This is a genomic window from Rahnella aceris (assembly GCF_011684115.1).
Lineage (GTDB): Bacteria > Pseudomonadota > Gammaproteobacteria > Enterobacterales > Enterobacteriaceae > Rahnella > Rahnella aceris.
Genome location: NZ_JAADJV010000001.1, coordinates 965,514 through 991,556 on the forward strand (window position 1 = coordinate 965,514; position 26,043 = coordinate 991,556).

Genomic DNA, 26,043 nt, shown 5'->3' on the forward strand with positions numbered 1-26,043 from the left:
TGGCAGAGGAGTAATGACATGATCCCATCGCTGTATATTGCGAAAACCGGTCTGGATGCCCAGCAGACCAATATGGATGTAATCGCCAACAACCTGGCGAACGTCAGCACCAACGGTTTTAAACGCCAGCGTGCGGTATTTGAAGACCTGCTTTACCAGACAGTCCGTCAGCCTGGTGCGCAGTCTTCTGAGCAAACCAACCTGCCATCCGGTTTACAGATTGGTACCGGTGTGCGTCCTGTTTCTACTGAGCGTTTGTTCTCGCAGGGCAACCTGTCGCAGACCAGCAACAGCAAAGACATTGCCGTCAAAGGGGAAGGTTTCTTCCAGGTTCAGTTGCCGGACGGCACGACGGCCTATACCCGTGACGGGTCTTTCCAGGTTGATCAGAACGGTCAGCTGGTGACCTCCAGTGGTTATCAGGTTATTCCTGCGATCACCGTTCCGGCGAATGCGCTGAGCATGACGGTCGGGCGTGACGGTATCGTGAGTGTGACCACGCAAGGTCAGACGGCGGCACAGCAGGTGGGGCAACTGACGCTGAGCACCTTCATCAACAACAGCGGCCTGGAATCACTCGGTGAAAACCTGTACCAGGAAACCCAAAGCTCCGGCGCACCAACCGAAAGCACTCCGGGTCTGAACGGCGCAGGTCTGCTGTATCAGGGTTATGTGGAAACCTCTAACGTCAACGTGGCGGAAGAACTGGTCAACATGATCCAGACCCAGCGTGCTTACGAAATTAACAGTAAAGCCGTGTCCACCTCGGACGAAATGCTACAGAAACTTTCCCAGCTGTAATGTTTGGCGGTTGATTGAAAACAAGAGGGCAGGGGCGGAAACGCTTCTGTCCTGAACCGGTTCAGATCCCTACCAGGTCGATTTTTTAAAGGCGATAACTGTGGTGACCAAAAAAAACACGTCGGTAATGACTTCTTCTAAAGACCGACCAGGCAAGCTGGTGCTGCCGCTGTTAATCACGTTACTGGCGAATGGCTGCGCGTATATGCCGCATACCCCGCTGGTACCCGGAGCAACCACAGCGACCCCTGCGCCTGCGGCACCGCCGGTTCCTAACGGTTCGATTTTCCAGTCAGTTCAGCCGATGAACTACGGTTATCAGCCTCTGTTTGAAGACCGCCGTCCACGCAATGTCGGCGACACGCTGACCATTGTCTTGCAGGAAAATGTCAGTGCAAGCAAAAGCTCCTCAGCGAACGCCAGCCGCAACGGCGCGACCAGCTTTGGCGCAGCGACAGCGCCACGTTATCTGGAAGGTCTGTTCGGTAATGCCCGTGCCGACCTCGATATGACCGGTGCCAACACCTTTGCCGGTAAAGGCGGCGCAGCGGCCAATAACACCTTCAGCGGCACCCTGACCGTGACGGTTGGGGAAGTGCTGGCAAACGGCAACCTGAAAGTTGTCGGAGAGAAACAAATCGAAATTAATCAGGGAACTGAATTTATCCGGTTCTCCGGTGTGGTCAACCCGCGCACCATCAGCGGTTCGAACGCCGTTATCTCCACGCAGGTGGCAGATGCACGCATCGAGTACGTCGGGAATGGCTACATCAATGAAGCGCAGAACATGGGCTGGTTGCAGCGGTTCTTCTTAAACTTATCGCCGTTATAACGAGGCAATCATGCGAAAACTCCTTTCCGGTATTCTCTGTCTGGCGATGTCCGCCCTGGTGGTACTGCCCGCATCCGCCGACCGTATTCGTGATCTGACGACGGTACAGGGTGTGCGTGATAACGCCCTGATCGGCTACGGGCTGGTGGTGGGCCTTGACGGTACCGGTGACCAGACCACACAAACACCTTTTACCACCCAGACGCTGACTAACATGTTGTCCCAGCTCGGTATCACGGTACCGGCAGGCACCAACATGCAGTTGAAAAACGTGGCGGCGGTGATGGTCACCGCCAAAATGCCGCCGTTTTCGCGTGCCGGTCAGGCCATCGATGTGGTGGTTTCATCCATGGGTAATGCCAAAAGTATTCGCGGCGGCACCTTGCTGATGACCCCGATGAAAGGGGTGGATAATCAGGTTTACGCACTGGCGCAGGGTAACGTGCTGGTCGGCGGTGCAGGCGCTTCCTCCGGTGGCAGCAGCGTGACAGTTAACCAGGTTTCAGGTGGGCGTATTACCGGCGGGGCAACCATTGAACGCGAATTGCCGAGTACGTTCGGCACCGAAGGCGTGATCAGCCTGCAACTTAACGACGAAGATTTCAACCTGGCGCAGCAGGTCAGTGACGCCATCAACCGTCAGGGAATGGGGGTGGCGTCAGCGCTGGATTCCCGCAATATTCAGGTGGTGGTGCCGCGTGGCAACACCTCTCAGGTGCGCATTCTGGCGCAGATCCAAAATATCGAAGTGAACGTCGGGCCGATGGATGCGAAAGTCATCATCAACTCCCGTACCGGTTCGGTGGTCATGAACCGCGATGTGACCCTGGATAACTGTGCGGTTGCACAGGGCAATCTGTCTGTGGTGGTCGATCGCCAGAACGATGTCAGCCAGCCGAATACGCCATTTGGCGGCGGTCAGACGGTAGTGACGCCGAACACCAATATTTCCGTACGCCAGTCCGGCGGGTCGATTCAGCAGGTGCGTTCCAGTGCCAGCCTGAACAACGTTGTCCGTACCCTGAACGCGTTAGGCGCGACGCCTATCGATCTGATGTCCATTCTGCAGGCGATGAAAACAGCCGGATGCCTGCGTGCTGATTTGGAAATTATCTGATGAGCGATCTGATGTCGATGTCAGGGGCGGCGTATGACACGCAATCCCTTAACAAACTGAAGCGGGATGTGGCGCAGGATCCTCAGGCGCACATCAAAGAAGTGGCGAAGCAGTTTGAAGGGGTGTTCGTGCAGATGATGCTGAAAAGCATGCGTCAGGCACTGCCGCAAGGGGGGATTCTGGATAACGAATCCACCAAACTTTATACATCGATGTACGATCAGCAAATTGCTCAGGACATGTCCGACAAAGGGCTGGGCATGGCCGACATGATGGTCGAACAACTGACCGGTGGCAGCAAGCAACCGTCAGAACTGGCGGGAACGGTGCCGATGGCGCTGGACGGCGAAGTGCTGAAAACCATGCCGTTGCAGGCGATGGAACAGTATCTGCGCAAAGTCATTCCGACTGCGCCGGACCGCACCACCGGCGGCGCACCGTTGCCAGCCGACAGCGGACAGTTCGTTTCCAGCCTCACCATTCCGGCACAGGTCGCCAGTAAAGACAGCGGGATTTCGCATCAGCTGATCATGGCGCAGGCCGCGCTGGAATCTGGCTGGGGGCAGCGCGAGATCCCGACTGCCGACGGCAAACGCAGCTTCAACCTGTTCGGTATCAAAGCGGGCAGCAGCTGGGACGGTCCGACCACCCAAATCACCACCACGGAATATACCAGCGGCGTGGCGAAAAAAGTGCAGGCCAGTTTCCGCGTGTACGGCTCCTATGTGGAAGCCATCAGCGACTACATCAAATTGCTCACCAACAACCCGCGTTATGCGCAGGTTGCCTCGGCCAGTACTCCTGAACAAGCCGCGCATGCCTTGCAACGAGCAGGTTACGCGACCGACCCGAATTATGCCGACAAACTGGTGAGTGTGATCCAGAAAATCAAAGGCGCGGGCGAGCAGGCGGTGAAAGCCTATAGCCATGATTTAAAAGATATCTTCTAGACCCGCAAATCCTCGTTTTTTTTCTCAAGTTTTAGCGGTGCAGGCCGATAACACGATCAGAATGGGAAAAGGGGAAACCCCCGGCTCAGCTTCCTTAATTACACGGTGGTAAAAAGTCACCGGCAGCCAAAAGGTCACTCATGTCCAGTAGCTTAATTAATACCGCAATGAGCGGACTGAACGCAGCGCAGGCGGCGCTCAGTACCACCGGGAACAACATCGCTAACGTGAGTGTGGCCGGTTATAACCGCCAGACCGCCATTATTACGCAAAGTAATGGCATCTCTACTCCTGCCGGTTATATCGGCAACGGTGTGACGGTGACCGGTGTGAATCGTGAGTACAACTCTTTCGTGGTGAAGCAGCTTCTGGGTGCCAGCGCAACCGGCAGCGCGCTGTCAACGCAGCTTGATCAGGCCAGCTCTATCGATGACCTGCTCGGCGACAGTTCCACAGGTATCGATGCCACCATGTCGACCTTTTTTAAAGGCCTGCAAACGCTGACCAGCAATGCCAGCGACAGTGCGGCTCGTCAGGCAGTGCTGGGTGAGGCACAGGGTTTAACCGCGCAGTTCAACAGTTCAGCCAAATACCTGAACGACATGAATACCGCCGTTAACCAGCAAGTCACGCAGAATGTTGACCAGATCAACACCTATGCGTCGCAGATTGCCAAACTGAACAGTCAGATCACCGCGACGCGTGGCAGCACCGGACAGGAACCTAACGCCTTGCTCGATCAGCGTGACCAACTGGTCAGTCAGCTGAACAACGTCACCGGTGTGGTCGTGACCCAGCAGGACGGCGATACTTACAATATTTCATTCGCCAACGGCACGCCGCTGGTGAGCGGCGGCAACGCCAAAACGGTGGTTGCGATGCCGTCCAGTGCCGATCCTTCCAAACTGACGGTCGGCATGACCCAACCGGACGGTTCGGTTTCTGAAATTCAGGAAAGCCGTCTGACCACCGGTTCGCTCGGCGGCACGCTGGCTTTCCGTAAAGACAACCTGGAACCGGCCATTAACCAGCTCGGGCAACTGGCGCTGGCGCTGTCTGACAGCTTCAATACCACCAACAAAGCCGGTTTTGACCTCAACGGTGACGCGGGGACGGACTTCTTCTCCTTCACCGGCGCGACCACGGTCAGCAACACCAAAAATACCGGCAGCGCCCAACTGAGCGTGGCATATACCGACACGGCCGCGGTGAAAGCCAGCGATTACACCATGGCTTACAACGGCACCAGCTGGGATGTAACCCGCGTTTCCGACGGGGCAAAAATCACCCCGACGGCGGGCACCGACAGCAACGGTGATCCGACGATGAATTTCGATGGCTTGTCGGTTTCCGTCACCGGCACGCCGAATACCAATGACAGCATCACCATCAAAACGGTCAGCAATGTTGCGGGCAGCATGAATCTGGCTATCAGTGATTCTTCATTGATCGCCGCAGCGGGTGCGGCAGACAGCGGCGTGAGTGACAACACCAACGCGCAGAAACTGCTGAATCTGCAAACCGCGAAACTGGTGGAAGGTAAATCCACCCTGTCGGGCGCATACGCCAGCATGGTAAGTAACGTGGGTAACCAGGTTTCCACGCTGACCACCACCAGCACCTCACAGGCGAATATCGTCACGCAGCTCACCGCTCAACAGCAGTCTATCTCCGGGGTTAACCTCGATGAAGAATACGGCGATCTGCAACGTTACCAGCAATATTATCTGGCGAACGCGCAGGTCGTGCAGACGGCTTCGACGATATTCGACGCGATCATCAACATTCGCTGATCCCAGAACTGATAAGGAACTGATGCCATGCGTCTTAGTACCAATATGATTTACAACCAAAACATGAATGCGGTACTGGATGGTCAGAACCGCTTCCAGGCGACCGGTTTACAGTTGTCGACCGGCAGCAAAGTGAGCAAGCCTTCGGATGACCCGCTGGCGGCGTCGCAGGCGGTGCTGGTACGGCAGGCGCAATCGGAGAACAGCCAGTTTTCCGTGGCCCGTACCTTTGCTAACCAGAGTATGAGTCAGGAAGAGTCGATTTTAAGCAGCGTGACCTCGACCATTCAGGATGCACAGACGTTGATCGTTCAGGCCGGTGACGGTTCTTTAAGCGATGACGACCGTTCTTCTCTGGCGACTAAACTGGACAGCCTGAAATCGCAACTGGTGAACCTGGCGAACAGCACCGACGGTAACGGCCGCTTCATCTTCGCCGGTTACAAAAGTGATACTCCGCCTTATACGCAGGACGCCACAACGGGTGCGGTAACCTATTCCGGGGGCACGACGTCTATTACTCAGCAGGTTGATACCAGTCGTACCATGACCATCAACCATACCGGTAACCAGATTTTTAATGCCTTAACCGGTGATGCGAAAGCCGAACCGGACGGTTCTCCGAGCGAATCAGATTTATTCAAAACCATCGACGGTGCGCTGACTGCGCTGAGAACGCCATCGGCGGATAACACCACGGATACGCAATACACCGATGCCATCGATAAAGCCAACCGTGGCCTGAGTAACTCACTCAACAACGTGCTTTCCGTGCGTTCAGAGTTGGGTACGCAGATGTCCGAACTGGATAATCTCGATACACTGGGCGACAACCGTGATGTATCGAACTCGACCAAACTCAGTAATCTGGTCGATACCGAATGGACCTCAGCAATTTCGACCTACACCTTGCAGCAGGTTGCGCTTCAGGCATCCTATAAGACCTACAGCGCCATGCAGGGTATGTCACTGTTCCAGATGAATTCGTAATACTCTCCGGCGCGTAAGTTTACGCGCCAGGCTCCATCTCTTCGTTATCGCTGCCTGTCTGCTTTTACGGCAGACCGGCAGATTCTTTTCTGACTGTACTTAAACCGGGTACTTTCAGCTTTGTATGTCACTTTTTCTAAGGTTTAAGTGACATACACTTTTTCCTCGTCCTGCTTCAAATTGTCTCTGCGTTGGCTGCCTTCGTTCACCCCAGTCACTTACTTATTGTAAGCTCCCGGGGATTCGCTCAGTTGCCGCCTTGATACAATCCGAACCCGTTAGAGGAATCTGTGCCCGTTATGGGTTAATGACCGAAGAGGGCGAGAAGGACGGGGAACAGGAACGGGGCGAGCAGGGAGGTGATGATGCCGCAAATCACAAGCGCCAGTGAACTGAATGCGCCTTCCTGATAATCCATTTCTGCACAGCGGGCGGTACCCAGTGCGTGTGATGCGGTACCCATCGCCAGCCCGCGTGAGGCTTTGGTGGTGATCTTCAGAACATTCAAAATCGTATGACCAAAGACCGCGCCGAGGATGCCGACGAAAATCACGCACACGGCGCTGATGGCCGGAATACCATTGATCGACTGCGCGGTGGCCATGGCAATCGGCGTGGTGACGGATTTCGGTAATACCGATGCGGCAATTTGCGGCGTTGCTCCCATCCATAATGCAATCGCGGTGCCGCTCACCATCGCCACCACGCTGCCGATAAAACAGATACTGATGATGGATTTCCAGCGGGCGCGGATCTGATGCAGTTGCTCGTACAAGGGAAACGCCAGCGCCACGACGGCGGGTTGCAGCAGATCATTGAGGATCTTGCTGCCCGCGAAATAGCGCGCGTAAGGGATATGGGTGACCAGCAACAGCGGAATGATCACCACCATCGACATCAGCAGCGGGTTGAGCAGCGGCATTTTGAGTTTAATAGCGAGCTTACGGGTGGCGAAAAACACCACCAGCGTCAGCGGCAGCGACCACAATATATCAATCATTTTTATCCTCCGCTTTATCCGTCACCGCACCGCGTTCGCCATGGATATAGTGGGAACAGTAGGCGACAACCAGCAATACAATCAGGGTACTGACCAGACACGACACCACCAGCGGCCCGAACTGCGTGCGCAGTTGCTCGTAATAATTCATGACCCCGACGCCGATAGGGACGAACAGTAACGCCATATAGCGAATCAGAACATTACAGCCCGGTTTGACCCATTTGAACGGCAGAATTTGGGTTGAAAGCAAACCAAACAGGATCAGCATGCCGATGATGCTGCCGGGAATGGTGAGCGGTAAAAGAGATGAAATCGCATTCCCGGCGAATAAACAGAGATAAATCAGAATAAACGCCCGAACATATTGGAATACCAGAGAGATTGCGGTGCTCATGGTGTATCACCCAGTTGAATAATGTATTCATCATACAATTAAGATGTGATCTGCGCCACAAAACGGAGTATGAAATTTAGGAATGAAGTGTATTCCAAAATGGCGTTTGGTAAACGGGGAAAATACGGATTGTGGGTTGCGGGCGATTCAGAAAGCTTGCTGAATGAGAGGTTCCAGTCTGTCGCGGTGATACCTGAAACATAGCCAGCGAGCGGAGCGCTGGTTGAAAAAGCGAAGGGAGATCCGGGAGGGAGAAAGCACTTCTCCCTCCCGGGCGGTTTCGGCGCAGCGCGTCAAATGAGCACTGCGGGTAAGAAACCGAAATATTCCCGGTCTTAAGAAATACTAAATTTGCCAGTCTTAAAGCACCTTCTCCAGGAAAGCCTGGGTTCTGGCATGAACCGGCCGTTCCAGCACCTGTGCGGCAGCGCCGCTTTCAACCACGCGACCATCCACCATAAACACCACCTGATCCGCTACCTGGCGCGCGAAGCCGATTTCATGGGTGACGACCACCAGCGTGACGCCCGACTGCGCCAGCTTTTTAATCACATCCAGCACTTCGCCAACCAGTTCGGGATCGAGGGCTGACGTCGGTTCATCAAACAGCATGACTTTAGGATTCAGCGCCAGCGCACGGGCGATGGCGATGCGCTGCTGCTGTCCGCCGGACAAATGACGTGGCCATGCGTGCGCTTTTTCGCGCAGACCGACCGTGTCGAGCAGTTCACAGGCACGGGCGATGGCGTTTTTGCGGCTCAGCAGACCGTGAACCACCGGCGCTTCGATGATGTTATCCAGCACCGTCATGTGCGGGAATAAATTGAAATTCTGAAAAACGTAACCGACATGTGTGCGTTGTTTGAGGATGGCGCGCTCTTTCAGTTCATACAGCGTATCGCCTTTGCGGCGGTAGCCGATGTAATCGCCGTCAATCTGAATAAAACCTTCGTCGACGCGCTCAAGATGGTTAATCGTGCGCAGCAGGGTCGATTTCCCCGAGCCGGACGGGCCGAGGATCACGGTCACGGTGCCCGGTTCGATGCGCAGACTCACGTTATCCAGCGCTTTGTGCGCGCCGTAGTATTTGCTCAAATTATTGATTTCGATGCGCCCGACGGTAGCAGCCTGAGGTTTGCGTGGAAACAGCTGCTCAACAGGCGCTTCCTGCGGGCGGTTAACGAATAAATCAAAGGCTTCTGACATAGTGCTTTCCCTTTATTAAGAACGGGCGACGCGCCACTGACGCAGGCGCTGCAAGGGTGTCGGCGCGACCTGACGCACGGTGCCGCGGGAGAAATAGCGTTCGACGTAATACTGCAAAACCGACAGCACGGTGGTGATCAGCAGATACCAGATGGTGGCGACCATCAGCAGCGGGATCACCTGCTGTGTGCGGTTGTAAATCACCTGCACGGTGTAAAACAGTTCCGGCATCGACAGGACGTAAACAATCGATGTGCCTTTCGCCAGGCTGATCACTTCGTTAAAACCGGTCGGCAGAATTGAACGTAACGCCTGCGGCAAAATGATGCGGAAGGTCCGGCGGTAGGCCGGTAATCCCAGCGCGGCCGCAGCTTCATGCTGGCCGTGTTCTACCCCTAAAATCCCGCCGCGAATGATCTCGGCGGTATAGGCCGACTGCACCAGCGACAGACCGAGCACGGCAACGGAAAACTGATCCAGCAAATCCACCGTCGGGGTACTGAAAAAGGAAATCGTGGTGAACGGAATGCCGAGCGAAAGGTTGTCGTAGAGATAGGAAAAGTTGTAGAGAATGATCAGCACCAGCAACAACGGCAGGGAACGGAACAGCCAGATATACCCCCAGGCCAGTGCGTTCAGTAGATAGGATTTCGACAGGCGGGCGAGGGCCAGTGCCGTGCCGAAAATCACCCCAAAAAGGGTGCCCAGCAGCGTGAGCAACAGGGTTTTGCCAAGCCCGGACAGGATCACCGGATCAAAAAACCACTGACGAAATACGCCCCATTCCCAGCGGGAATTCGTGGCAATCGACTGGATGATGCCCAGCAGAATAAACGCCGAAAAAACCGCACCGGCAAGACGCCACGGATAGCGCGCGGGCACCACTTTCAGCGGCGGATGATTCACAGATGAAGGGGCATTTTCGCTCATCATTTTCTCTTTCTGTTACGTTGCAGATGACGTGACCGGCACGTCCGCCTTCAGCGTTTTGGTAAACGGCAGGCGCCCGTCATACGGTGGCCGGGAATAGACCTCCGGATCGAGGCGGGTGTCGAATTGCGGCTGATAACCGTGGGATAAATACAATCCGACCGCTTCGGGCTGGCGGAATCCGGTGGTGAGAAATACCCGCCGGTAACCGTACGCGGCTGCGCGACGTTCCAGTTCATGCAGGATTTTTTGTGCCAGTCCCTGACGGCGCAGCGCGCGGTGAGTCCAGATGCGTTTGAGTTCGGCAGTCTGCTCGTCGTAGCGTTTGTACGCGCCCATTGCAATGGGCGCGCCGTTTCTCAGCAGAACAATGAAGGTGCCATCGGGCGCGGAAAACACGCTGTCATCTTCCGGCGGCTGGCTCGAGAAGAAATCGCCGTAACGGTCGCGGTATTCACCGAATAATCCTTCGATGACCGGCGCAATCAGCGGGTCTTCCGGCACGGTCTGAATGAAAATATCTTCGCTCATCGTTTCTGCTCCTGATCAGTCGCCCAGCCCCGGCGGGTTAATTTCAGAGTGATCGATTTTCTCGACGCTTTCGCCCCAGCGGTCCAGCACTTTGATATACGCTCCGCTGGCAATGGCGCTGTTCAGCGACGCCTGCACGGCATCCACCAGGCCATTCCCTTTTTTCAGCGTCACCGCGATATTGGCGGTTTTCGGCCAGCCGCCCGGCACCGTGCCGACCAGTTTGGTTTTGCCGGTCAGCAACGCTTTATACGCGCCGGTGACGTTCGGGCCGAACGTGGCATCGGCGCGACCGGACTGGATAGCCAGCGTCGCGGCAGCGTCATCGGTGACATATTGCGGTTTCAGCGCCGGTAATCCTTTGGCCTGATTCTCTTTGTCCCACGCCAGCAACACGGCTTCCTGATTGGTGCCGGAGCCGACAATAATGCGTTTACCGGCGATATCGGGTGCGGATTTTATCGAGGTGATTTTGCTGTCACTTTTCACATAGAAACCGAGGGTATCTTCGCGGTAGGTGGCGAAATCAAATTTAGTTTTGCGGTCTTTGGTGACGGTAATGTTGTAGATGGCCGCGTCGTATTTCCCCGACGTCACGCCCAGCGGCCAGTCTTCCCACGAAGCCGGCACCACTTTGAGTTTCAGGCCTAAACCGTCGGCGACCAGACGGGCGATATCCGCCTCGCTGCCGATCACGGTTTTATTGTCACGGGCGTACAGCCCGAAGGGTGGGGCGCTGCCGAGCACAGCCAGCGCCACGGTCAGCGTACCCGGTTCGACAAACTTAAAGTTGGCCGGGATTTTTGCCACGGCTTCCGGGCTTTTCGGTGTATTCACCGGCGTTTCATTGGCAATCAGATCAATACCTGGCGCGGCGTATGCCGCTGATGAAAAACTTAATATTGCCGCGATGGCGGTGGCTGTGATGGTTACGCTATGTTTCATCATTATTATTTTTACCCTGCATTCTTATTTTAAGTGGTGATGACCGTGAGGTGACGCTTTCACTATTCCCGAGAGTTACAGGGATGTAAAACAACAAAATTAAATAATCAAAGAGATAAAGTGGAAATACATTGCGCCGAAAATTTTGCACGAAAAATGCCCGGAATATCCGGGCGTGAGGAAATAAAGTCAGGTATGAAAAGGTTATTTTCCGGTTAATTCACTCAGCGCTTTTTCTGCCAGTTGCTGGAAATAATTCGCCGCCGGGTAAATAGCCGACTCATCAGGATTAAATTGCGGATGATGCAAGCCGAAATCGCTGGCAGAGCCGATGCTGACAAACGCACCCGGCACATGATGCAGATAAAATGCAAAATCCTCTCCACCCATTTGTGCCTGCGCCACTTGCGCGTTATAGCCAAATTCCGCAGCGGCCTGTAAGGCAAAGTCTGCCCAGCGCGGTGTATTCACCACCGCTGGCGGCCCGCCAAACCAGTGCAGTTCGGCCTTCGCCCCCAGCGCATCTGCCACCCCGGTAATCACCTTGCGGATCCGCTGAGGGATTTGCTCGCGGATCCCGTTGCTGTAGGTGCGCACCGTGCCTTCCAGTTCCACGGTTTGGGGTAATACGTTCCAGGTGTTGCCGCCTTCAATACGGGTGACGCTGACTACCGCCGCCTCCTGAGCGCTGACGTTGCGGCTGACTACCGTTTGCAGCGCGGTCACAATGTGGCTGGCGGTGACAATGCTGTCGGTACCTTCTTCCGGATGTGCGGCGTGCGCGCCTTTGCCGGTCACGGTTATCTGGAAGCGGTCCACATTGGCATAAAATGCGCCGCCTTTTGTCTCAAAGGTGCCGACCGGCAGTTCTGGCGCATTATGCAGGCCGAAAATCGCATCAACGTTTTCCAGTGCACCGGCTTTAATCAGTTGCGACGCACCGCCAAACCGTTCTTCAGCAGGCTGGAAAAACAACCGTACGCGGCCCGGTAGCTGGTCTTCCCTTGCTTTAAGCAGATGGGCCGCGCCGAGAATAACAGAGGTATGAAAATCGTGGCCGCAGGCGTGCATCACGCCGGGTTGTTGCGAACTGAACGGCACACCGGAGGCTTCTTCAATCGGCAGGGCATCGATGTCACCGCGCAGGGCAACAACCGGGCCGTGTTCCGGGCCAATTTCAGCCACCACACCGGTTTTCAGCCCGAGCGATAAAATGCGGATCCCGGCAGCATTCAGCCATTGGGTAATCTTTTGCGTGGTCACAAATTCCTGATTGGATAATTCAGGATGCTGATGTAATTCACGGCGATAAGCGATGAGTTGTTCTTCCAGTCCTGTCTCATGTCGGGGGGCAATGCTATTCGTTTCTTCGGCAAGTGAAATGCTCATGGCGAAATAACCTTATTGTCTGAAAATGATTGTTACCCAAATGTAGCGCTTCATTTCATGCTAGTCAGACAGAAGCCAATCACTAAATACTCAGTCGCTATAATTTATAGTCGTTTTGCACAGTGGCCTGCATAGCAAAATACTGACTATAGAAACGTGTTTTTATTATTTAGCTTTGAACTTATTTCGTGGAACTCTTTTTATCACAACGGATAAAAAGGGATGCGCAGGTGAATTACCGACTGAGTTTATTAGATCAAAGCCCGATCAATGACGGGCAGACCGCTGCGCAGGCGCTAGACGCCACGCTGACTTTTGCGCTGGCAGCAGAAAAACTGGGCTATCACCGTTTATGGGTGTCAGAACATCACGATACTGAAAAGCTGGCCGGTAGCTCGCCGGAAGTGTTGATCGCCTGGCTGCTGGCGCGCACTTCCCGGCTGCGGATCGGCTCCGGCGGTGTGATGCTGCAACATTACAGCCCGTTTAAAGTGGCAGAGAATTTCCATCTGTTGTCATCACTGGCGCCGGATCGCGTGGATATCGGCATCGGCAAAGCGCCCGGTGGTTTACCCCTGTCAACCAAAGCGCTGCGTGCCCACGCACCGGCCGAATCATCGCCTGGTTTCCCGGCGCAGTTACAGCAACTGACACATTATCTCACGCATCTGGATGACCATCTGGCGGGCACAGAAGCCCGTGCGTTGCCGCGTCCGCCGGTGGCACCGCAGCGATTTTTACTCGGTGCCAGCAAAGAAAGCGCGCGTCTGGCCGCGTCACTGGGCTGGAACTTTGTCTTCGCCGGTTTTATCAATGCTTCAGCGCAAGTGATGACCGAATCGGTGCTGGCCTTCCACGAATATTCCGCCGGACAAGGGCAGGCGCTGGTCAGTCTGGCGGCCCTGGCGGCACAAACCCGCGAGCAGGCCGCTGAACTGGTGACCGGCCAGCATAATTTTCGCGTCACGCTGGGCGACCGGCACGTTACGGTGGGTTCCCGAGAACAGGCTGAAGCCTTTGTGCGGCAGTCAGGTGCGACGCAATACCAGATCGAACAGCAGCAAATCAGCGTGCTGCACGGCACGCCGGGCGATATCCACGAGCAACTGCGCGATATTCAGCGCCGCCTGTGCGTGAACGAATTTGTTATTCACACTCCACTGACTGAAGCCGGTGTGCGGCTGAAGTCCATCGAATTGCTGGCTGGCCAGCTTTAAGGAGATTTCATGAGCCATTCAAAAAGTATCAAGCTGGGTCTGATGTTGCACGGTGCCGGCGGCCACATGAATTCGTGGCGTCACGAAAAAGCGCCTGCGGATGCCAGTGTCAATTTCCCCTATTTCCGTGATTTAGCCTTGCGCGCCGAAGCGGCTGGTTTTGATTTCCTGTTTGTGGCCGACGGATTACACATCAACGAAAAATCACTGCCGCATTTCCTCAACCGTTTCGAACCTGTCGCGTTGCTGTCTGCGCTGGCTTCGGCCACCCACAGCATCGGGCTGGCAGGCACTATTTCAACTTCGTACAGCGATCCCTTTACCGTCGCACGTCAGCTGGCGTCAATAGATAACATCAGTCAGGGACGGGCGGGCTGGAACGTGGTGACTTCGCCGCTGGCCGGTTCGGCGAAAAACTTCGGCAAAGACCATCCTGAACATGCGCTGCGCTATCAGATTGCCGAAGAATACATCAGCGTGGTGCAGGGACTGTGGGATTCGTGGGAAGACGGCGCGTTTGTGCGTGACCGCGAAAGTGGTGTGTTCTTCGACGCGGCGAAGCTGCATAAACTGAATCATCAGGGACAGTTTTTCTCGGTCGAAGGGCCGCTGAATATCCAGCGTTCACCGCAAGGGCAGCCGGTGATTTTCCAGGCTGGCGCGTCGGATGCCGGTATCGCGCTGGCAGGTAAATCTGCCGATGCCGTTTTCACTAACGCCCGGACGCTGGAAGAAGCGCAGGAATATTCGGCAAAATTACAGGCACAGGTCAGCAAAAATGGCCGCCATCCGGTGGGGATTTTCCCTGGCATCAGCCCGATTGTCGGCAAAACCGAAGAGGAAGCCGAGGCCAAATATCAGTATCTTCTGTCGCTGTTGTCACTTGACGATGCGCTGGCCTATCTCGGGCGATTCTTCGATCACCATGATTTCAGCCAGTATCCGCCGGACGGCCCGTTCCCTGAACTGGGCGATTTAGGCCAAAACACTTTCCGCTCCACCACCGACAGCATCAAGAAGCTGGCGCGGGAGGAAAACCTGACGCTGCGTGAAGTGGCGTATCAGACCACGCTGCCGCGCGGCGAATTCTTCGGCACGCCTGAGCAGGTCGCCGACCAGTTGATCCGCTGGGTGGAAGAGGGCGGTGCCAGCGGATTCATCATCAGCGGACCGGTACTGACCGAAGCGCTGGACGACATTACCCGGCTGGTGTTACCGGTGCTGGAAGCCCGTGGCTACTGGCATCCCTCGCAGGCAACGACGTTGCGTGAGCGCCTGAATATTCCGTTCAAAACCAACCGTTATAGCGTGCAGGAAACCCGCCGCGAGACAGTGAACGAAAAATAGTTACAACATACTCATGCTGTATCACAGGCCCGCTCCGGTAACTCCGGGCGGGCTTTTTGCTTTGCAGGTTTTTTAGGTCCGGGACTTTTTACCCTGTAAAAACACTCACGGACTTGCCCGCCTAAAAAATTGGGCGTAGGCTTTCTGCAATTAAAAAACGATCGGTCTAAATGATGAGTGCTGAGCTTTCTACTGAACCTGACGTGCCAGTCAAACCGCGCCGCGGGCGTCCGCCGAGAACGGCACGCGAGTTTGATGATACGCGTGAAGCGCTGATCCGTTCGGGGCTTGAAGTGATCACCGAAACGGGCTACCTGTCGGCAGGCATCGACGCGGTGATTAAAAACATCGCGGTGCCGAAAGGATCGTTTTATCACTATTTCAAAAGTAAGCAGGATTTCGGCATGGCCGTTCTGACGGCTTACGGATCATTTTTCGCCCACAAACTCGACAAGTTTCTGCTCAGGGCTGAGGTGTCACCGCTGCAACGCATCGGTGCGTTTGTGACCCATGCCGGTGAGGGAATGGCAAAGTTTGAGTTCAGACGCGGCTGTCTGGTCGGCAATTTATTGCAGGAATCCCCGCTGTTGCCGGAAGATTTTTCGCAGAAACTCAAATCGATTTTGGGCGAATGGGAAGGCCGTGTTGCCAACTGTCTGGAAGAAGCCCGTCAGGCCGGAGATATCGCATCAGTCATGCCGCCTGCGCAACTGGCGCAGATTTTCTGGTCTGGCTGGGAAGGCGCGGTGATGCGCGCAAAACTGTACCGCTCGGCCGAACCGCTGGATCAGTTCTGGGCGTATTTCCGTCATACGCTGCAGTCACCTGTTCATTCATAAACTCGTCGGCCATAAATTCAAAAAATAGCACCTGCAATCATTACGTGAGTCATCGCATACCTCATGACAAAAACTTTAATCTCCTGAAATCATAAAGGGAAAAAAATGAAAGCATTGGTTCTGGAACAACAAGACAAGGCCACGCTGGCCGAAGTGAAAGAGATTGCGCTGCCGGACATGGCGGCAGGCGACGTACTGGTTGATATCAGCTGGTCAGGGCTGAATTACAAAGATGCCCTGGCCATTACCGGGAAAGGCAAAATCATTCGTCAGTTTCCGATGGTGCCGGGCATTGATTTTGCCGGCCATGTCAGCCGCAGTAACGACCCGCGTTTCTCCGTCGGGCAATCCGTCATTCTCACCGGCTGGGGCGTCGGCGAAACGCACTGGGGCGGTCTGGCGGAGCAGGCATGCGTCAAAGGTGACTGGCTGGTCGCGCTGCCGGAAGGTCTGGCTGCGCGCAATGCCATGATTATCGGCACCGCCGGTTTCACTGCCATGCTGTGCGTCATGGCGCTGGAAGAGGCGGGCGTGACACCCGAAAGCGGCACCGTGGTCGTGACGGGTGCCAGCGGCGGCGTGGGTAGTACGGCGGTGGCCTTGTTGCATACACTCGGTTATACCGTGGCTGCGGTGACGGGCCGTGAATCTACGCATGACTATCTGCGTAAACTGGGTGCCAGCGAAATTCTCTCCCGCGATGATTTTGCAGAGACCCGTCCGCTGGAAAAACAAGTCTGGGCCGGTGCGGTCGATACCGTCGGTGACAAAGTGCTGGCTAAACTGCTGGCGCAAACCAACTACGGCGGTTGCGTGGCGGCCTGCGGTCTGGCCGGGGGCTTCAACCTGCCGACGACCGTGATGCCGTTTATTCTGCGCAACGTCCGTTTGCAGGGGGTGGATTCGGTTTCGGTTCCCGCTGAACGCCGTGCTGCCGTCTGGGAGCGTTTACTGAATACGCTGCCGGATGATTTTTATCAGCAGGCCGCGACGGAAATTACCCTGGAACAAGCTCCGGCTGTCGCAGCCGATTTCCTGAACAATAAAATTCAGGGACGGACGCTGGTAAAAATCGGCGGCTGACCCTTTTTGCCCGGTATTTCCGTGATACCGGGTGCTTTCCCTTCAATTTTCTCCCCGCTATAAAGAATTCCTCCTGAGCGGCCGATATAAAGAATGTCCCTCTGAGAAAAAAGAGAATGGAATTCCTTATTTTCCGAATGACGTACAGCGCAAACATAGTCAAAAACGAATAACAACAGGCATGGGGAAAGTATGGATAATTTTCAGAAAGAAATTGATGAGAGAACCAATCTCACTTCATCAAACCGGTTTGAGCTTTTGCTGTTCCGTCTGGGGACCTCTCCGGATGATGAGCAATCTGAACTTTTTGGTATCAACGTTTTTAAATTGCGCGAAATCGTGCCGATGCCAACGCTGACCAAAGCCGCCGGAATGGTCTCGCCGATGATGGGCATGGCGAACATCCGTGGCGAAATTATTCCGGTCATCGACCTGCCTGCCGTGGTGGGATGCGTACCAAAAACCGGCCTGAACATTTTGCTGGTCACCGAATATGCGCGCAGCACCCAGGCGTTTGCAGTGGAATCCGTAGACGACATTGTGCGTCTTGAATGGAGTCAGGTGCTGGCCGCCGAAGCCGGTGTGAAGAGCCGCAACATCACCAGTATTGCGCGTCTGGACAGCGATAAATCCAGTAACCGTCTGGCGCTGGTGCTCGACGTCGAACAAATTCTCCATGACATTATTCCCAACAGCAATATCAACATGGATAAGAAGAAAACCAGCGCGTTTAAACTCAAGCCGGGTACGGTGGCGATTGTCGCCGAAGACTCTAAAGTTGCCCGTCAGATGCTGGAAAAAGGCCTGAACATGATGGAGATTCCGGCGCAGATGCATGTCACCGGTCTGGAAGCCTGGAATAAAATCCGCAAAATGGCCGAAGAATGCAAAGCCCAGGGGCTGCCCATTTCCGATAAAATCTCCTTTGTCTTAACTGATCTGGAAATGCCGGAAATGGATGGCTTTACGCTGACGCTCAATATCAAGCGTGATGAATTCCTGAAAAATATTCCGGTGATCATTCACTCTTCATTATCCGGCAGCGCCAACGAAGATCACGTGCGTAAAGTGGGCGCCGACGGTTACGTGGCGAAGTTTGAAATCAACGAACTGGAAGCGGCTATTCATAAAGCGCTGGATGCGAAGAAAATCGCCCATGTGTAATTTCATCAAACACTGATGTATAAAAAGCCCGTTCTCTTGTGCGGGCTTTTTATTATCAGCGGCATACCGAACAACGTGCAGAAAAATTATTGCCTGCAATTCCTGCTGCGCAGCATTTCCCCGGTCAGTCTGTTTCTTCGCCAGGTTTTCCCCTATTAAGATCCACCCCGTATCTACAATTTCGATAGTGATATCGAAATTATCCATTAGAGCGACGATAAGAATTGTTCTAATAATAACAGCGTTAACAACGTATTTAAGGCTGACCCTCATAACGAAAAAATTTATTTGTATGAAACTGAAAAAATAATATCAGCATGTCGTTATGAATACGTTGCGACTATGGCGTAGCAGAATTCATGGTTCTATAAGCAGGACGAGACGTCGGATCAGGTAATGCGTGACGGAGAGCCGACGAAACAGAAGCATAAAGAATATGGAGTATTAAATGTTTATCCGGCCACTTAAATTAACTCAGCACGTCGATGTGCAGGGTTCTGAAAATGCAACGACATTGGTACTTCTTCATTCTTTGGGGACGGATTTGCACCTTTGGGATTTGCAAATGCCGCGTCTGAGTGAACGTTATCGTGTTATTCGCCTGGACATCCGTGGGCATGGATTAAGCGCAGTCGATTCCCTGCAGTTTTCAATGTCAGATTTGGCCGACGATGTGGTGGCGGCGCTGGATCATCTTCACATTAACGAGTTCTATGTTGCCGGGGTCTCAATCGGCGGAACAATAGCGCAATGGATTGGGTTCAAGATCCCCAAACGAGTTCAGGGAATGATCATTGTTGATACTGCACTGGTGAATGCCGCTCCGCCTTCGCTCTGGCGCGCCCGGGCTGAAGATGTATTTCACCACGGTGTTGAGCATCTCGAAATGGGGATTCTGAGCAAATGGGTCACACCGAAATTTATCGACTCGCCCTACGCGGAGGGTATGAAACAGATGTTGCGCCGCACTTCGGTTGAAGCCTTCGCGGGTTGCTCTTATGCCATCGCCGACACCGATCTGACCGATATGAATATTCCGGGGGTAAGGGCTGTGGTGGTCAGAGGAAGTGAGGATCAACTTACGCCTCCGGACTACGCGCAACGTCTGGCCGACAAGCGCAATGCCCAATTGCATACCCTACCCGGCGCCGCCCATTTACCGAATTATGAGCAACCCGAAGCGCTCACTGATGAAATCATCTCGTTCATTGATAACAAGAATACGCATTAACAATCAGCGCAGGCAGTCAGCGCCTGTAAGGACGTACGGGCGCTGTTAATGAGCAAATCTGGCATGGCAGACGATGAAAAGTCTGATGCGCGAACGGAGTAAATTCTATGAATCGTCGGTTATTTATTGGTGGAAGTCTGGGCTTGTGCGCGGGTGTTGCAATGCTTCCGGCTGCCTTCAAAGGGGTAATGGCTCAGAGAGATATTATCGAGATGCAACTGGAGAGTGGAACCGTGAGCATCCGCTTATTTCCCGATTTGGCCCCCGGGCATGTTGAACGCATAAAATCGCTGGTACAGGCCAAATTTTATGATGGCATGCCGTTTAACCGGGTCATAGAAGGCTTTATGGCACAAACGGGTGACCCGATAAAAGATACAGGGCTGGATTACACGAAATTACCGGCGCTGGCCGCAGAGTTTAACCGATTGCCTTTTGAACGCGGTACCGTCGGCATGGCCAGATCACGGCATCCGCACAGCGCCCGTCATCAGTTTTTCATCACCTCCGCGAGGGCGGGTTTTTTAGACCAGAATTACACTGCTTTTGGGAAAGTAACGAGTGGCATCGAGTTAATTGACCAACTCCGCCGGGGGGCTTCGGACATTGGCACGGTGGTCAATCCCGATGTCATAAAAAGCATGCGATTAGTGTCTGTCAGAGCCGTATAAAATAACCTGGCGGCGTAAATATCCATTCGAAGGAGTCGAAGATGCCCAGTATTACTCTCTATACCGCTGCAAGCCACCGGTTAGATGCAGAGGCCTTTGCGGAATTTTCAACGGCTTTAGCCCGTCTCGCCATAGAGATCCTGAAAGCGAAAGAAAATAATATTCACATCAGCTACCTCACCGCAGAGATAGGTTTTGGCACACCGGTCTATTTCGAAGCAAGACTACGCCAGGAAGTTTTCCGAACCCTGTCGGTGTTGGATGAATTCATGCATCAGGTTGATTTATTAATTAAGGAGAAGACAGGAGTCATAGCGAGAATTCGCTGTTTCTCTTTTGAAGCGGGTAATATTTATGCAAAGAACTAAGGAACGGATTATGAATGTTAATTTTCCAACAAGAGATCTCGGCGATATATCGGTTACTGCGGTAAGTGATGGATATCTGCATGTCGACTTCGGAATGCTTTCAAATGTGGATGAGGACGAGTGCAAGGAAATTCAGCGCAGTGCACAAGTCAGTGAACTCAATGCGGTGCATATTAATACTTTTTTAGTCCGCCAGAAGGGTAAAAATATTCTTATCGATAGCGGGGCAGGAGGCGTTAAGGGCTGGGGCGGCAAACTGGTTGCTAATCTGGATCTGCTGGGGATACAACCTGGCAATATTGACGCGGTATTACTCACACATGCCCATCCTGATCATATTGGCGGATTGTTAAACTCAGAAGGTGAGGCTGTATTTGCTAATGCCGAATTGATCATAAACAGCGATGAATTTAATTATCTGCAAGATGATGAAAATTTCGCTGCCGTCAGTGACCGCGTAAAAGGCAATTTCCTGCTGGCGCGAAGTATATTCAAAAAGTATCAGAAAAATCTTCGTCTCATCGATAAAGGCGAGGTATTTCCTGGTGTTTTTGCGATCCCGCTGAAAGGTCACACGCCGGGTCATACAGGTTACCGGATTGAGGGTAACAGAGATAGCCTGTTGATTTGGGGTGATATTGTTCATTTTCCTCATATTCAACTGCTAAAACCGGATGTTGCCATTGCCTTTGACTATGATCCTCAAATGGCGGCAGAGACACGTTCCCGCATACTTGAAAGCGTGAGCTCGGACAGCGTTCTTGTCGGTGGTATGCATTTTGGCGAACAAGGATTTGGTTATATTGAAAAACGTAAATCCGGATACGTGACCGTCGATATCCACTAGTTAAAACTTTCATCAGAACGTTCTGCTCTGAAAATACTTTATTTCCTGACCGGCAACGCAACGGTTAATTATTGGTAACCGGTCAGGCTCTGCTTAAGTTGCTTTGCCGCTATTTATTTTTGCTGTGTAACATTGTCGCTATGCTACTGAATAAATCTTCCGGTATAAAATACTATCCTCAGGGGGAACACCATGAATCCTGCAATAAACAGAGAAATAAGTATTGATGCTATTCATGCTGACGCCATTGAAATGGCGGGGAGTCAGCCAATAACAACCGGGAAATTACCCCCGCAGATCAAACTTCCATCGCTTACCGGAAGCAGATTCTGGGCGGCTTTATTAGTTTTTTTATTTCATTCATCGCTACCCAGCGATCTCGCTCCCTTTTCAGATCCAACCATACAGCACATTTTCACCGTTATTGTGGGTAAAGCGGGCTGGCTCGGCGTTTCATATTTCTTCATACTCAGTGGATTCATTATGGTGTGGTCTGCGAGAGATAATGACACCGTGGGAGATTTTTACCTGCGACGTTTTGCAAAGATTTACCCTACGCATTGTCTGACCTGGGCTATAGCATTCATTATTGGTGCCATGAGTATCTATCAATATAAACTTTGGTCATCAAACCTTCTGTTATTGAATACCTGGGTTGATGATGTTCACTATTTTTTCGTCGGTAACAGACCCAGTTGGTCTCTTTGTATAGAAGCGATGTTTTATCTTTCTTTCCCCTTTCTTTTCAGAGTAATGAAGACAATACCTGAAAAATTCGATTTAGCCGGATTAATAATAGTAACGGCGGCATCCTTATTGGTTCAAACATATATTTACATCTGGGTTGAGCCGGACAAGATGATGGGGGCGTTTCCGATCTCGCAGCAACACTTTTGGGTTTCGTATATTTTTCCCCCATCACGCATATTTGAATTCCTTGCCGGTATGTTTGCAGCCCGGCTGCTGATGAACGGACGAATGCTCGTGCTGACGAAAACGGCGTCGTTTACCCTGCTTGCAGCAACTTACATCGGTTCCATGTATATCCCTTACCAGTTCAGTATGAGCGTGGTTTTCATCATCCCGGTGTGTTTATTAATCGTTTCGATTGCGGGTGATGATTTAAAATACCGAAACACTCTGTTAAACAGTAAAACATCGGTGTGGTTAGGAGAAATATCCTATTCCTTCTATATGGTTCATTTCTTAGTGCTCTTTTATTTTTTGAATCTTACGGCAGGAAGAAAGTTTAGCTTACCGGAGGGAATTGCGCTTATCGCCGTCGCGTTGGTTTTATCCGTCTCATTTGCCTCTTTTTTATATAAGTACTTTGAAGTGCCCGTGATGAAATTAATACTGGAGAAGTGCAGAGCGAAAGCCTTAGTGGCTCTGCGTAAACCTTCATAACAGATAGCGGAGTATTGATCATCTTGTCGTCAGAATACGACGAACGGGGGAGAGCAGGCTTATGGGATGGGAGGGCATACGGCAGATGTATGCTCTCCCATTTGTATTTGAGATGAGGGAATTTCACTAACATGGGGAGTGTACGTGTGGGCTACGAATGCCTTAATAACCGATATTGTGCAGCCGGGGATCCTGAAAAAGTGAGGTCATTATGCCTCTGAATTTAGTGCTATCCAGATAAGGTGAATCTGTACGATAAACAAGCTCTATTTTGAAGTCATTGAACTGGCCACTGAGTTCATGAATTTTTATCTTATTTTGTACCTCGCCGCTGATAGAACAACGTAAAACTAACGACACGCCTTTGCCGGCAGCGATGCTGGAGAACAGTACGGGATAGGAACCACATTCTACCACCCGCTTAGGCGTGATATGCCCTTCATTAAAAAGAACATTATAATTGCGGGTAGTGGTTGCACATTTTTTGCTGCTGAGTAAAAAAACTTCGCCATCCAGACTGGAGATGTCTTTAATGGTGGGGTAATTTTTCTCTGTAATAATAACCAGTTCGCTGGAGAGTAATATGGAGCGCGCATGTTGCGTGTTTGAAAAACCTGCACCGATTATTACCGCATCAAATTCGTTTTGGTCGAAGGCATTAAGCAAGCTTATGGTGTTCCCAATCGAAATATCGATATTCCAGCCCAAATCATGACCTAAATCGATCAGTGAACTGACAATATAGGGGGGTAGACATTCGATTATGCCAATACGTATATTCAGCTGGCTATTTTTGGAGTGGGAAATGTTGTTTTTACAATCATCCGCAAGATTCAATATTTTAAGTGCGTAGTCATAAAGTATCTGGCCTTGCGCAGTCAGTGAGCACCCATCGGTTTTTCGATCTAACAGGGTGACATCCAGATTATCCTCCAGGCTCCTGATTCGGTGGGAAATACTCGATTGCACGCGATTCAGACGCTCGGCTGCCTGGGTTATGTTCCCTGTCTCCACGACTGTCACGAACGCAAGAAGTTCACTTAGCTTCATTTGAGACCTCATGCTAAAAATTAGTTCACCGTCACAACAATTATTTATATTCTGTATTAGTGAGTTTGTCACTATGTTTTAAAATCTCCGCTCCGGGCTACCACTGCGGGCACTGCGTGGCCACATCAGGGTGCGTGTCATTATTATTACCTTTCCGGCAGACATTAATTCTGAATTACGAATTTCAACAACAGACTGTGCTTATTTTCACGCTCTGTAACTCATGCTCATTTCCCTGAACTTTCCGTCCTCCTCAACAGGCATTTTGTCAGGGCATCAATACTTTCGATGAATGCCTCGATTTTATTCGCTGGTCTTTTATTGCCATGCCCATTACGATTTTATGAGTGATGGAGAGTATTCTCATATAAATCAACGCGTTGTCTATTTCTATTATCTGGATATATATATTACCGGATCTCAATTACGTGTATTTCGACAATTCATTTTTGTTTATGGGGTGAAATATGGCGCATGCAGAGTTTGATGAGGTAATGGTTGAGCTGGTTGACTACGCCTATGAGCGGACAACCTTTGATAATGAGACTTTACGCCTGGCGCGTTATTGTCTGCTGGATTCGATAGGTTGCGCAATTGCCGCCTCTGCCGATCACGACTGTCTGAAACTAATGGGCAGCGCTCAGTTCAGCAAGAGCCAGGCGGGTGTCCCGGTTGTCGGTACCGGACTCAGACTGGGACCGATCGAGGCGGCCTTTCATATCGGTTCGATGATCCGCTGGCTGGAGTTCAATGACACCTGGCTTGCGCAGGAGTGGGGGCACCCGTCCGATAATCTGGGGGCCATCCTGGCTGCCGCAACCTGGCATAGCCTGACTGACGGTAATCAGCCGCCCGCTGATATGACAGCCGTCCTGAATACGATGATTCGTGCTTATGAGATCCACGGCGTGCTGTGTCTGTCGAACTGTTTTAATGCGCTGGGGATTGACCATGTGGTGTTGGTGAAAGTGGCTTCTGCCATCGCCTCGGCTCAACTCCTCGGCTTGTCAAAAGACCAGGCACTGAGTGCACTGTCCAACGCTATTATCGACGGTCACTCTCTCCGAACCTACCGGCATGCGCCAAATGCCGGTACCCGTAAGTCATGGGCCGCCGGAGACGCCACGGCGCGTGGCCTGCAACTGGCGCTGTTCGCGCAAACCGGTGAAATGGGTTATCCCACCGCGCTGACGGTCAGCCGGTGGGGATTCAATGATGCTGTTTTGCGGGGCAAACCCTTCAATCTGTCGCGCAACCTGTCAGATTTTGTCATTAAGAACATCTTGTTCAAGGTTCCCAATCCCGCTGAGTACCACGCCCAGACTGCTGTAGAAGCGGCCATTAACCTTCGGGAACGGATACTGGCAACCGGGTTTACGCCTGAGAGCATCGAGTATGTGCGGGTAGAAACAACCCGACCGGCGATTCAGATTATTGATAAATCAGGGCCGCTGAATAACTCCGCCGATCGCGATCACTGTCTCCAGTACATGGTTGCCGTGGGGCTGCAAACCGGAAATCTGACGATTAAAGATTTCCACGAACCGCTCGCCAGCGATCCTCAACTGGATGCACTGCGATTGAAAATCACCTGCACTGAACGCCCTTCCTTTACAGAGAGCTACTACGACCCTGATAAGCGCGCCATTCCCAATGCGCTCTATCTGAAGTGTCATGGCATGACTGAAGAGATCTCTGAAACCATTGAATATCCGCTCGGCCATGTTCGTCGCCGTGAAGAGTGTTTCGGGGCGCTGCTGACGAAATTCCATCTGAATCTTTCAGACAGCCCGCTGCGTGACCGCGCCCATATTCTGGCCGAAACCCTGATTTCGGAATCGAAGCTTGATGCCATGTCCGTCACTGATCTGCTGAAAATGTTCTCCTGGGACTAGGCCGCATTTAACACACTTACCTATATTCATTTAGCGCGAGGTG

At 52.6% G+C, this 26,043-nt stretch carries 25 protein-coding genes; 17 read left to right on the forward strand and 8 right to left on the reverse strand.

Annotated elements, in window-relative coordinates; genetic code table 11:
* The first annotated feature begins 18 nt into the window (after positions 1–18).
* The 6 genes from flgG (at position 19) to flgL (ending at position 6,483) form a co-directional block, all read left to right on the forward strand.
* Positions 19–801 (forward strand): flagellar basal-body rod protein FlgG, encoded by a 783-nt coding sequence (gene flgG / locus GW591_RS04370; RefSeq protein ID WP_013575168.1) that lies wholly within the window; start codon positions 19–21, stop codon positions 799–801.
* A gap of 127 nt (positions 802–928) precedes the next feature.
* Positions 929–1,633, forward strand: coding sequence for a flagellar basal body L-ring protein FlgH (locus GW591_RS04375; RefSeq protein ID WP_071823641.1), 705 nt, complete (start codon positions 929–931; stop codon positions 1,631–1,633).
* 10 nt (positions 1,634–1,643) lie between these two features.
* Positions 1,644–2,750, forward strand: a complete 1,107-nt coding sequence (locus GW591_RS04380) for a flagellar basal body P-ring protein FlgI (protein WP_013575170.1) — start codon at positions 1,644–1,646, stop codon at positions 2,748–2,750.
* Complete coding sequence (gene flgJ / locus GW591_RS04385; protein ID WP_013575171.1) at positions 2,750–3,700, forward strand: flagellar assembly peptidoglycan hydrolase FlgJ; 951 nt, start codon at positions 2,750–2,752, stop codon at positions 3,698–3,700. The genes GW591_RS04380 and flgJ overlap by 1 nt, the downstream gene beginning before the upstream one ends.
* 140 nt (positions 3,701–3,840) lie before the next feature.
* On the forward strand, positions 3,841–5,493 hold the full coding sequence (gene flgK / locus GW591_RS04390) for a flagellar hook-associated protein FlgK (protein WP_013575172.1): 1,653 nt from the start codon (positions 3,841–3,843) through the stop codon (positions 5,491–5,493).
* A 27-nt stretch (positions 5,494–5,520) separates the two neighbouring features.
* Positions 5,521–6,483, forward strand: coding sequence for a flagellar hook-associated protein FlgL (gene flgL / locus GW591_RS04395; RefSeq protein ID WP_013575173.1), 963 nt, complete (start codon positions 5,521–5,523; stop codon positions 6,481–6,483).
* Positions 6,484–6,787: 304 nt separating this feature from the next.
* Here the strand turns inward: flgL and GW591_RS04400 are convergent, their stop codons facing one another.
* The 7 genes from GW591_RS04400 to GW591_RS04425 all read right to left on the reverse strand — a co-directional run bounded on the left by GW591_RS04400 (position 6,788) and on the right by GW591_RS04425 (position 12,881).
* Positions 6,788–7,483, reverse strand: coding sequence for a CidB/LrgB family autolysis modulator (locus GW591_RS04400; RefSeq protein ID WP_013575174.1), 696 nt, complete (start codon positions 7,481–7,483; stop codon positions 6,788–6,790).
* The gene (locus GW591_RS04405; RefSeq protein ID WP_013575175.1) at positions 7,476–7,880 is read right to left on the reverse strand and encodes a CidA/LrgA family protein; all 405 of its coding nucleotides are present in this window, start codon (positions 7,878–7,880) and stop codon (positions 7,476–7,478) included. The genes GW591_RS04400 and GW591_RS04405 overlap by 8 nt, the downstream gene beginning before the upstream one ends.
* 360 nt (positions 7,881–8,240) lie before the next feature.
* Positions 8,241–9,086, reverse strand: a complete 846-nt coding sequence (locus tag GW591_RS24000) for an amino acid ABC transporter ATP-binding protein (RefSeq protein ID WP_037034826.1) — start codon at positions 9,084–9,086, stop codon at positions 8,241–8,243.
* A gap of 15 nt (positions 9,087–9,101) precedes the next feature.
* Positions 9,102–10,016 carry an amino acid ABC transporter permease gene (locus GW591_RS24005; protein WP_013575177.1) on the reverse strand — a complete coding sequence of 305 codons (915 nt, stop codon included), beginning with the start codon at positions 10,014–10,016 and terminating at the stop codon, positions 9,102–9,104.
* A gap of 15 nt (positions 10,017–10,031) precedes the next feature.
* Positions 10,032–10,547 carry a GNAT family N-acetyltransferase gene (locus GW591_RS04415; RefSeq protein ID WP_013575178.1) on the reverse strand — a complete coding sequence of 172 codons (516 nt, stop codon included), beginning with the start codon at positions 10,545–10,547 and terminating at the stop codon, positions 10,032–10,034.
* A 15-nt stretch (positions 10,548–10,562) separates the two neighbouring features.
* Entirely contained in the window at positions 10,563–11,495 is a 933-nt protein-coding gene (locus GW591_RS04420) for an ABC transporter substrate-binding protein (RefSeq protein WP_037034824.1), read from the reverse strand.
* Positions 11,496–11,696: 201 nt separating this feature from the next.
* The gene (locus GW591_RS04425; RefSeq protein ID WP_013575180.1) at positions 11,697–12,881 is read right to left on the reverse strand and encodes an amidohydrolase; all 1,185 of its coding nucleotides are present in this window, start codon (positions 12,879–12,881) and stop codon (positions 11,697–11,699) included.
* Positions 12,882–13,111: 230 nt separating this feature from the next.
* On the opposite strand from GW591_RS04425, the gene GW591_RS04430 reads away from it, so the two are divergent.
* The 10 genes from GW591_RS04430 (at position 13,112) to GW591_RS04475 (ending at position 23,055) form a co-directional block, all read left to right on the forward strand.
* On the forward strand, positions 13,112–14,098 hold the full coding sequence (locus tag GW591_RS04430) for an MsnO8 family LLM class oxidoreductase (protein ID WP_166860168.1): 987 nt from the start codon (positions 13,112–13,114) through the stop codon (positions 14,096–14,098).
* Between the two features lie 9 nt (positions 14,099–14,107).
* Complete coding sequence (locus tag GW591_RS04435) at positions 14,108–15,445, forward strand: LLM class flavin-dependent oxidoreductase (protein ID WP_121019420.1); 1,338 nt, start codon at positions 14,108–14,110, stop codon at positions 15,443–15,445.
* Between the two features lie 170 nt (positions 15,446–15,615).
* Complete coding sequence (acuR, locus tag GW591_RS04440; RefSeq protein ID WP_166860170.1) at positions 15,616–16,284, forward strand: acrylate utilization transcriptional regulator AcuR; 669 nt, start codon at positions 15,616–15,618, stop codon at positions 16,282–16,284.
* Between the two features lie 105 nt (positions 16,285–16,389).
* Complete coding sequence (acuI, locus tag GW591_RS04445) at positions 16,390–17,367, forward strand: acrylyl-CoA reductase (NADPH) (protein ID WP_013575184.1); 978 nt, start codon at positions 16,390–16,392, stop codon at positions 17,365–17,367.
* Between the two features lie 192 nt (positions 17,368–17,559).
* Entirely contained in the window at positions 17,560–18,531 is a 972-nt protein-coding gene (locus tag GW591_RS04450; RefSeq protein ID WP_013575185.1) for a chemotaxis protein, read from the forward strand.
* A gap of 448 nt (positions 18,532–18,979) precedes the next feature.
* The gene (locus GW591_RS04455) at positions 18,980–19,762 is read left to right on the forward strand and encodes an alpha/beta fold hydrolase (protein ID WP_112198312.1); all 783 of its coding nucleotides are present in this window, start codon (positions 18,980–18,982) and stop codon (positions 19,760–19,762) included.
* 107 nt (positions 19,763–19,869) lie between these two features.
* Complete coding sequence (locus tag GW591_RS04460; RefSeq protein WP_013575188.1) at positions 19,870–20,433, forward strand: peptidylprolyl isomerase; 564 nt, start codon at positions 19,870–19,872, stop codon at positions 20,431–20,433.
* Between the two features lie 41 nt (positions 20,434–20,474).
* Complete coding sequence (locus tag GW591_RS04465; protein ID WP_013575189.1) at positions 20,475–20,801, forward strand: hypothetical protein; 327 nt, start codon at positions 20,475–20,477, stop codon at positions 20,799–20,801.
* A gap of 10 nt (positions 20,802–20,811) precedes the next feature.
* A complete protein-coding gene (locus GW591_RS04470; protein WP_166860172.1) occupies positions 20,812–21,648 on the forward strand; it encodes an MBL fold metallo-hydrolase in 837 nt (278 codons plus the stop codon).
* Between the two features lie 192 nt (positions 21,649–21,840).
* Complete coding sequence (locus tag GW591_RS04475) at positions 21,841–23,055, forward strand: acyltransferase family protein (RefSeq protein ID WP_131638830.1); 1,215 nt, start codon at positions 21,841–21,843, stop codon at positions 23,053–23,055.
* Between the two features lie 162 nt (positions 23,056–23,217).
* Here GW591_RS04475 and GW591_RS04480 read toward each other — a convergent pair whose 3' ends face one another.
* A complete protein-coding gene (locus GW591_RS04480) occupies positions 23,218–24,105 on the reverse strand; it encodes a LysR family transcriptional regulator (RefSeq protein ID WP_013575192.1) in 888 nt (295 codons plus the stop codon).
* Between the two features lie 467 nt (positions 24,106–24,572).
* On the opposite strand from GW591_RS04480, the gene GW591_RS04485 reads away from it, so the two are divergent.
* Positions 24,573–26,000: a bifunctional 2-methylcitrate dehydratase/aconitate hydratase gene (locus GW591_RS04485; RefSeq protein WP_166860174.1), complete on the forward strand. Its 1,428-nt coding sequence runs from the start codon at positions 24,573–24,575 to the stop codon at positions 25,998–26,000.
* Positions 26,001–26,043: the final 43 nt, after the last annotated feature.